Origin of the sequence: Rhodococcus sp. EPR-147 (assembly GCF_001647185.1) — a bacterium.
In the GTDB taxonomy this organism is placed as follows: domain Bacteria; phylum Actinomycetota; class Actinomycetes; order Mycobacteriales; family Mycobacteriaceae; genus Rhodococcoides.
In genome coordinates, this window is record NZ_LVCU01000312.1 from 1 (window position 1) to 8,957 (window position 8,957).

At 61.1% G+C, this 8,957-nt stretch carries 9 protein-coding genes and 1 pseudogene; 3 read left to right on the forward strand and 7 right to left on the reverse strand.

From position 1 onward, the window contains the following. From A2J02_RS14735 to A2J02_RS14750, 4 genes and pseudogenes are all read right to left on the reverse strand, one after another. A pseudogene (locus A2J02_RS14735) lies at positions 1 to 331 on the reverse strand (hypothetical protein); the annotation flags it as partial. A 204-nt stretch (positions 332 to 535) separates the two neighbouring features. Further along, positions 536 to 742, reverse strand: coding sequence for a hypothetical protein (locus A2J02_RS14740; protein ID WP_027494117.1), 207 nt, complete (start codon positions 740 to 742; stop codon positions 536 to 538). A gap of 143 nt (positions 743 to 885) precedes the next feature. Continuing rightward, a complete protein-coding gene (locus tag A2J02_RS14745; protein WP_027494116.1) occupies positions 886 to 1,464 on the reverse strand; it encodes a hypothetical protein in 579 nt (192 codons plus the stop codon). A 148-nt stretch (positions 1,465 to 1,612) separates the two neighbouring features. Next, complete coding sequence (locus A2J02_RS14750) at positions 1,613 to 2,230, reverse strand: SMI1/KNR4 family protein (RefSeq protein ID WP_027494115.1); 618 nt, start codon at positions 2,228 to 2,230, stop codon at positions 1,613 to 1,615. 347 nt (positions 2,231 to 2,577) lie between these two features. Between A2J02_RS14750 and A2J02_RS14755 the strand changes: the two genes are divergently transcribed. Genes A2J02_RS14755 through A2J02_RS14765 form a run of 3 tightly spaced genes read left to right on the forward strand, consistent with a single transcriptional unit; the run spans position 2,578 to position 4,184 of the window. Then, positions 2,578 to 2,880, forward strand: a complete 303-nt coding sequence (locus tag A2J02_RS14755; protein WP_068050848.1) for a hypothetical protein — start codon at positions 2,578 to 2,580, stop codon at positions 2,878 to 2,880. A 9-nt stretch (positions 2,881 to 2,889) separates the two neighbouring features. Further along, complete coding sequence (locus A2J02_RS14760) at positions 2,890 to 3,531, forward strand: hypothetical protein (protein ID WP_156516229.1); 642 nt, start codon at positions 2,890 to 2,892, stop codon at positions 3,529 to 3,531. A 32-nt stretch (positions 3,532 to 3,563) separates the two neighbouring features. Continuing rightward, positions 3,564 to 4,184: a hypothetical protein gene (locus A2J02_RS14765; protein WP_143545449.1), complete on the forward strand. Its 621-nt coding sequence runs from the start codon at positions 3,564 to 3,566 to the stop codon at positions 4,182 to 4,184. Positions 4,185 to 4,341: 157 nt separating this feature from the next. On the opposite strand, the gene A2J02_RS14770 is transcribed toward A2J02_RS14765, so the two are convergent. The 3 genes from A2J02_RS14770 to A2J02_RS14780 form a co-directional block, all read right to left on the reverse strand. Then, a complete protein-coding gene (locus A2J02_RS14770; protein WP_068050851.1) occupies positions 4,342 to 5,514 on the reverse strand; it encodes an XRE family transcriptional regulator in 1,173 nt (390 codons plus the stop codon). Continuing rightward, positions 5,507 to 6,145: a hypothetical protein gene (locus tag A2J02_RS14775; protein ID WP_068050852.1), complete on the reverse strand. Its 639-nt coding sequence runs from the start codon at positions 6,143 to 6,145 to the stop codon at positions 5,507 to 5,509. Before A2J02_RS14775 ends, A2J02_RS14770 begins: the two co-directional genes overlap by 8 nt. Positions 6,146 to 6,316: 171 nt before the next feature. Continuing rightward, positions 6,317 to 7,492, reverse strand: a complete 1,176-nt coding sequence (locus A2J02_RS14780; RefSeq protein WP_068050853.1) for a site-specific integrase — start codon at positions 7,490 to 7,492, stop codon at positions 6,317 to 6,319. Positions 7,493 to 8,957 lie beyond the last annotated feature (1,465 nt).

Here is an 8,957-nt window from a genome sequence, read left to right on the forward strand (position 1 = left end):
CTGTCGATCCGGAGGTCGGCAGTCCGGCCGCGATCATCATCTGGTCCTGCTCAGCACGCCGGATCGTTCGCTCACTACGTGCCGAGTCCAGTGCGATCCGAATCGAGGTGACTCCGCCGGGGGCGGGTTGGCCGGCATCGAGGTGAGCGCGGTTGATCGCAGAAACCCGGCGCAACTGAACCGCGTCGCCGGCAGGGTTCTCATCGAGGAACTGCGCCAGCGTGATCGGCGACGCAGGTAGAGCCTCGACGTCGGCCGCAGCGCACCAATCGACGAACAGTGACCACTGATAGCGGTAACCGCTCACCGTGCTGACCTGTCTCGGTGTCACAGTGCGACGGTACCGGGCTGAAGGCCGACCGATCAGGGACGTCGCCGAGGGTCGCCCGCCGCGAACGTGGCACGCATGCGCGTCGACGGCATCGCTGTCGACGGTCGATGGTGCAGGTACGCCACAGGCATCGATGTCGGCTTGCGATGAAGCCACAGGAGGTAGCCAGTCTTGTGGCTTCATCGTGTGTGCCGTACTCGAGTCTTACTCGGCGAGCTTGGCGATCGACTGCGCCCAGAGGAAGTACTTGTTGCGTCCGAGATCGCCGATGGTCGTGATGTTGAATGCGGCCTTGAGATGCTCGGCATCGCCAGGGCTAACGCCCTGCAGTGCTTCGACGGGTGCGTCGACGAGCTCGGTGAGTGGCTTGTCTTCGTATGCTTTGTCGAGCTTGTCAGCGATTCCAGCCATGGAGGTGCCTCCTTGCGTCTCGGGTAGCGGTGCCTGTTCGACACCGCCACCCGAGGGTACGGAACGCCCACTAGAAACCGTTGCGCTGCAGGCACTGCGCCGTATCGGCGACCGCCTCGAACGCGTCCTTTGGACCGTGGCCTTCAAAATCCGTAAAACGGTGGGTACGTGGTGGGATTGTCCGGCGTCGTATCGATTCGTGCGGTCCGAAGAAGATCTGCGATAGCGGACTCGCCGGCACCGATGGTGGCGAAGTGGGGGTCGACGTCGTTGGCGATGCACCACGCATGATCGGCTGGCCACACAAACGCAGGTATCGGCAGCTCACCAGTGCCGTCTCGGGCGTCCTTCCACGTCGACACGTCCTCCGCAGTACCTCGAAAGAGGTAGCAGGGCCGCTCCGGGATCGAGACTGTCGCGGCCTGCATGTGGTCGAGGTTTTCGTAGCCCTCCCAGATCAGGAAATAGCAGTCGTCCGGAGTTGTGGTGAACCGGGCGAGGGTGGAGACAGCGATTCCGAGCTGGGCGATCTCGGGCGGTCCGTCGTTGGCGAAGTCGGTGTCCATTTCGCGCTGACCGTCGTAAGTCGGATCCGGGATGAATCTCAACCGTGCGTAACGCTCGTACCCCGACGGGCCGCGGGTGACCAGATCCCACCAGTCGCGTCTTTGATCGATCAACCATCGAGCGGGTGAGCCGTCACGACACGGAGTGATGGTCATCTGGACGCCGCCGTCTGCCGACTACGCGCCTGACCGCACGACACCGGTGGGTGTGGACTGCAACACCAGGTGTTTCGGAGGGTGGCCGCTCCAAGGCCGGCCGCTGGTACCCGTACCGCCATCTCGGCGCTCTCGCCCTGCCACAACGTCATTCGACAATGTCCCAGTCCAGTACCCCGTTGTCGACCGCTGCTGTGTACCAGCCGATCGATATCTGATCGGTCACGGCCGACCTGACGTCGCAAACAAATGCTTCCAAAGACGGCCAGGTTGGCACACCCAGGTGCCCGCCGTCGTCTGATCGGTACGACACACTCCCCCGCATCTCTCCCGAACGGGTGTCGCAATACATCAGATTCGAATCCCAAGCCGCGATAGGGACGTACCCCGGTAGGAACAGGTGATCTTCTGCCTCGACGCCCGCCTCGACCAGGTTGTCGACGATCTCGGCGTAGGTCCCGTCGTAGATATCTGGTTCTGTTGCAACGATATCCGCCATGACTTCGACCATGTCGGAATGCCGCTGAGGTATCTCCGCGACCTGCAGCAGACGTCCAGCCGGAACGACGAGTCCCGCGCCGCCGACCTCGTTCTGACCGTCATGAAGGCCGAAGAATTCGCGAAGCCCGTCCGGCCACGGAACCGTCGCTGCCTCGGCCCGTTTCACCGCGCTCGTCGACGCACATGGCCTGAGCGTTCGCGCCGTCACCGGTGCCACGTCCCGCAGCGCAGTCACGAGGAGGTTCCACTCCTGAGTCAACGACATTGCCCGACCATACTGCGCAGAGGGATCTTTCGATTATCGCAACGCAGATCGCTTCGAGACAGTTACCGCACCGTCAAGACATGTTGACGCCCGGCCGACTCCGTGCGATGTGTTCATCTCGATGCGCTTGCGGATCTTCGATTAGGGCGTTGATGTAGTAGCAAATGACGATCGGGATACAGAAGCGGACGCTCGACCGGTGCAAGGGCCACGAGCGAGCCAGTTTGGATGTAGACAACAGCGTGGCTACCAGCAGTCAACCAGTCACGAAGGTTAAGGTCGACGCGTAAACAGACTTCACAAGACGACGTTGCCGAGCTGCAGCAACGTCCAGGAGGAACACCGCGATGGCGACCGATGAAAAAACGATCGCGTTCTATCGCCTTGTGAAGTACGACGCATCTGGCAACAAGCCGATGGAGCACGCGAATTGGTACGACATACTCACCCAGCTCGATGGCCTTGACCTCGAAGGTCGAACGACCAAAGTCGGCGACCGCATGCTGATTGGCGAGGTCTACTACCACGGTGAACGTGCTCATTTGAAGCTCGCGAAGGTCCGTGACGTCGCAGCGTGGCTGGGGCTCCTCAAGAGCGGCGCTACCTCTCTCGAAGATTTCGAGACCGAAGAGGGAAACAAGCTCTATTAGATATCTGTGGTGTCGTTTCTCGACTTTGGGAACCTGATCGGTCTCGTGCAAGGCTCGGCGGCCTCACCGACGCCGAGTGCGGTCGCTGAATGGTTCGATGAACTGAAGATTTTCACCGGTGTGCACCTCATCGCGGAGGCCGTACTTACCGACGCGGCCCGGGAGCAACTTCAGAAGTCGCCCGAGGTATCTCGAATCGAGACCAAGGTGAGCACCACCAAGGCTCAGGCGCTTACAAACCGAGGCTCGCGACTAGGGAGCGTACTTACCCGCGTCAACGATGAGTTCGGGCCGGTAACAGTAACCCTCATCATCCAGACGTCACGGGCGAAGGAAAACCATGAGGGCCGACAGATCATGCGTGACGAGGCCGGACACCTTGCGGCCGCTGCGAGCGAGAGCGAGGTCAGCAAGGCGAAAGCCCAGCTGATTCACATTGACGCTGACGAGAAGACCCACTCGGAAAAGGTGGACTTCCTCAAACAACGGATCACCGCGAAGCGCAAGATTGCGGCGACAGATGATGAGGGCAATCCCATCAGAATAGTGTCGGCCGTTACCGCCATAATGGGCGTCGCAGCCGAGCATGATAGTGAGCTACGGCAGGCGGTCGGCGTGGAGCCGGCGAACGGTAACAACAACGAGTCTTGAGGTCAGCAGTGTGGTTCCGAAGGAGGAATGCTTTGGAACTAGGACAGTCTCTCCGAGAACATGTCGTCAGACCCATCCGCGAGTTTTGGATTGATCACCGATGGATGGACCTGTTCATAGCCGGGTTTGTCGTGGGAATCCATGCTCTAGTTGTGTGGCTCACCGGGCGCTTCGACCTCTTGAGCTGGAGTGAAGCATCTGATCGCCGTGGCGTTTACTCGGCGTTCGCGGTAGTGGTCTCGTTGACCGGGGCGCTGAGCGGAGTCGCGGTAAGTCAGCTGGGTTCAGCTAAGGGGCCGCGTGCGAAAGCGCTCAAGCGTGACGTCGGCAAGGACCTCGCGCGAAGTTGGCGCAGCATCTATGTCGGCAGTATGGGCGCTGCCTTGCTCGCGATCATCGCTCTCATGCTCGACTCGACGAAAGCTATTCCGCCCGGTCAGAGTCCGGTAGGTCACAACGCGCTAGTGGCACGGTGGATCTTCGAGTTTGCCATTGTCTACGCGACGATGCGGTTCACGCGTCTAACGGCGATATTTGAGCCAATGATCAGTGCCTTTGCGAAAGATGATGTTGACCCGGACGAGGAACCACTGGAACCGGCACTATCGGTTGATCCTGTCGCACTCAACGCTCGTCGACGAGCCGCAGGCTAGCCGACTTCGCCCGCGACTCATGCCCGGTTGTGCGGGCCGCCTGATGGCCTACGCGCGAATGCGTGATGCGGAGACAGGGCGTTCCCGATCTTCGAAAGACTCCTCGACGCTGGACCTCCCGAGCGAGGTTCGCCAGCACAGGCAGGTTCTATCATCGTTAGGTGGACGCTTGACCAGGCGAAAGTTCTGAACGTGAGACGAGAGACAGTCTGGGCCGTGTGTCGATCTCGCCGAGCAGTTTGGCGAGATGATGCTCGGTCCAACGTAATTCGTCGGCAAGATCCGCCCGGCTGTAACCGATTTTCTCGGCCATCTTCAACGCATCTCGGAGGAGAGTAGGCACCTCGCCAGGGAACGAAACTAGAGGCTCTTCGTTACGCAAACCGGTCATGCCCGCCAAACGTTGATGCGCGCGGCGTATGGCGGCCTCGGTCACTAGGTGGAGCTCTCCCATTCGATAGATCAGCGATTCGATTGAGACTCCCCACTCCCGGCTTAGTCCATCCAGTGTGGAGATCCGAACGGTTTTGGGTAGTAACGGTGCGATCTGCGCTTGTGGCGTCAAGAACTCTGCTGCAAACTGATCGGCTTCGCGTTCTTGCTGTCGATCGCCGGGGAGAGCGGTGGGATGCATGAGTAGGTGCCCCAACTCGTGCGCACATGTGAACCTGTACTCCTGCACCGAGCGGAAGTGTTCGGGGGTAAGGACAACAATCGGTCGTCCTAGAGCGTCAGTCGAGTAGGCCTTTACCCGGCCGAGCGCATCGTCGGTCATTGAGATGAGGCATACGACAATGCCGTTCGCTTCCATGGTGCCCGCTAAGTGGGGTACAGGTCCGGCGGATACTGCCCACCATTTACGAAGCACATCAGCAGCTTCGGTAGGTGACGCTCCACTGGGCAAGACAGGCAAATTGACGTCAGGGAACCTGACCTGCTTCTCCAGCGCGTGAGTCAGTTCCCATACTTGCTCAGCATGCGCGGCCGCTTTCGAGCGATCTTTGGATCGCGTCGATCTGAGACTTCTGAAATGCGCGTCGGCAGCGTCAAGACGCCCTATGGGGCGACCAGCTGCAAAGTACCGGACCGGCACGCCTAGAGTCTTGCTCAAAATCGGTAGATGCTCGGGACGTGGTTTTGTGATTCCGGCTTCAAACTGACCGATCGCGGCCGCCGAGACACCGACTTGTTCGGCCAGCTCAGATTTGGTCAATTCGGCCAGGACCCGTGCCTGAGTGAGTCGGGCAGGCTCGAACGCCACCGCGACCGACGAGAGACCATCATCGACAGCCGATGTGAAGAGCTCAAGCTGTGGCCGATCGTCATTCATCGGTGCCGGACGCCTCGCCTGGTCGTTCCGTTGGGAACTTCTTTGGTACCGGTCCGGATGTGAAGGTCCGCCGCGGCGTGGTCGATACTGGTCGAGTCGGAGTCTGGTTGAGAAGGTTCTCCGGCTCGGCAACCCAACTCACGAAGCCGCTGGCGCCGAGCTCCGCTTCGCCCCAACGCACGTCGAACAGTCCGCGAGTCGAGCTGCAAATCGCAACCAAGACAAGCCGACCCGTCTCCACCACAGGATCTTTGGTGTAGCTGTCGAAGCTGGAGACTAACTCCCGCTCCTCGTCGGTCAACTCCGGATCGGGAACCTCGATGTCGAGCTCCCCTTGCAAAGCTGGCGGCCGAATCTTCGCTATCGACGACCGTGTGTCTGAGGTGCCGAAAAGGACTGAGTCAATACTGCGTTCCAGGGTTCGGGAGTATCGCCACGGGAAGAGGGCGACGCCATTTACGACTGGGATCTTGTACGGTGCTCCGTCTGGCCGAACCATTGTTGCGCCGGGCAGGTTGCCGAATTCCTCGAACTTCTCCAGGATTCCCCTCCAGAACTCGCCATAGACCCCGGTGGACCTATGGCCGGATGCTTCTTGTGCGTCAACCGAGGCGACATGCTCCTCATTCACGAGCGCAGGGATTCGACTACGAATTAGTGCGCCATGCCTTCCGAACGTCTCTAGCGCCCACCGACGGTTTGTATCCAACGAGTCCTCCTGAGTAGGCGTTCAGGATAGCATCTAACTTTAGTTTTTCGCGCGATATGCACCTTCTGGCTTCAGAAACTATCCAAATCTGTTCTAGAGCCCGATGTCAGCAACGGCGTTCCCGACAAGAGGTGCATGTTCGCGGCGGTAGACCTCGACCGAGTCGAGGCTGGCGTGGCCGGTCTGTCGGGCGATGGCGGAGCCGTCTGCACCGTTGCGGGTGCCTTGAGTGACGAAGCCGGCACGGAGCGAGTGTCCGCCTAGTTTGGTGAGTGCGGTTGCGTCGTAGCCGGCGTGCTCGGCGCGTCGGCGGATGGTCCGGTGAATCGCCGCTCCGGACAGCGGAGTATTGCCAAGGTTTCCGTTCTTGGCGATTGCGCGGAACAACGGAGCGCGGGCTGCGGTGCGAGGTACTCCCCCACGGCAAACATGTCCTGCGAACGACTCGCGTTTGCGTAGGAGCCGGATCACCGAAGCCCTGCCCCCAGCATCGAATGCGGCGACGACTTGTGCCCAGCGGACGTAGGCGCAGGGTGGGCAGGTTTCGTGGGACCCGGTGTAGGGGAGCGCTTTCACCGCTCCCCTGCCTTCTTGATCCGTCTTCGACTTCCGCATTCGTACGTGGAGACCGTCATGCCGGTGCACACTGACGTCCCCACACGCGAGCTCCGATAGCTCGCTGCGTCGGAACGCGCCGGCGAACCCGAGCAGCAGGATCGCGGAATCCCGGCGTTCCAGCACCTCGTCGGCCCAACCCCGGCACCGCTCTCGGGCGGTTCTGACGAGGAGTTTGATGTCGTCGACCAGCAACGGGTCTCGCGGTGTGCGGGGCCGGTCCCCCGCTGCGGCGTACTCGCGCCGTATGCCCGACAGGGTCGCGGTGACGAGCTCATGGGCCGACGGGGACAGATGCCCGGTGGTGCGGTGCTGATGGTTGATCGCCGCGGTCCAGGTGCCGAAGGTGGCGACGGCGTAGGCCCGCTCCCCTGATTCGGTGCGGGTGTCGGCGGCGTCGACGAGGTAGGCAGCGACGGTGATCGGGTGAGCCGGCAACGTCACGTGACCATTCGCCTCGCACCACTTAGTGAAGCGTCTCCACGCGGCCGCATACGTCTTGCGCGTTCCCTCGGACCGGGAAGACTGCACGGCGCTCGCGATCCGCTTCGCGACGGCCGGCGGGATCTCCGGCTCGACCGCCACTGACCCAACACCTGCAGGAATGCCCACGCCCGTAGTTACCGACGGTGCACGACCTGGTCGAGAGTCCATAGGAGCAGCCTAACGCAGGTCACCGACATGTCTGCAGAGCAAAACTGTGCTGAACTGGCACTTTGGCACCGATGGTGCGGAAAATGCAATTTACGTAGCCCACATCTACAAAATTGGGGCCGACCGTGCACAGGGTCCAACTCGGGCAAATTGCATGTTCATTAGACGCCGAGATTGGCAGCGGTAGGCAACCTCGTTATGGGGTGCTCGATACTGCTGGAGCGTGCTTACGAGTCACCAGGGCTTTCACCGCGCAACAGTCTGACCTGCGGAGTTCTCGAACTGTGTCTGGCTGATGGATCAGTTGGCATATCTCGTAGGTAGTGACCGACACTCACTTCGGCTGCGGCTGTTCGCGTCGTCCAATCCGAGGCTGATGTACGGCTTCGCCCCGCACCTATCCCCAGGGTCGCGAGCGTCCGGTAAGCGGTCTGGCGGTCCTCGCCGAGTACGCGTTGCTTGTCGTGATGGCGGCCCCTGGTCGAGCCGGCAGATGCACCTCGCTCGACAGCAGCGTTCTTCGCCGAGCACCGTTCGCCAAATTTGCGCGCAGGGAGGCGAACGTTTCGATCCTTCGCGCCGGGTCACCGTTAACGGGGCGGGTTCGGTGGAATTCGACCTTTGGGTGTAATGGCGGGCGGACTCGCGCCCAATCCTCGTCTGAGGAGATGCCGATTTATGGCGTCGGTACCGTGACACTGCCGATGTTCCGGGCGGCAGTATGCAGGTATGCGGGTGCATTTGGTCGCAATGCCCGAGTCTGAACAAGATTTGTCACTGTGACGAAGGCTCTTGTTCGCCTCGGTAGCGGGGTGACGCAACAGGACCCGCCATCTGTGCGGCGTCCCGTCTTTCGAGCACTTTTGGTCGGCAAGCGCATACGCCCACACGTAAGCCCATACAGACGGCCATATGAACGGCTGTAAGCCCAACCGGTCGAAGGGCTCAGACGTAGATGCAAATTTTCCACGCCCGTCTTTGCTGCACCAGCCGCCTAACCAATCCGGCCCCACACGAGAGACCCATATGCATGCCCGTACGTGAGGCTGCACTCACTGACCGGCGTTAGGCTGTCGCCGGACGTACCCCAATCTTGGGCGGCCGATTGAGCCGAACGAGTCGCGGGCGCCTCGGATTGATCCATAAGTGCGCTAGTCGACCGCCTGTAGGCGGTTACGGCGGAGTTGTTCCTCGCGTGGTGACTAGCCGCACCTAACGATGCGCAACAGTCGTGTGCCGAGATCGCTTCGAACCGCGCGCACGCCCGGAATATGTGCGGCTTGCCAACGTGCGGCGCATCCCGTCACTGATGCGGGTGCGCCCGATCCAATACTGGCGGTCTGCCCGAAATGGCGCACGTTTACCAGAGCCTCGCTTCCCCATTCGGGGATGCCGTCAGACGCCCGTTCCATTCAACGCACAGCTTTCTGCGCGGTCCGCGGCCGCGCCATCGACTGATCTACAC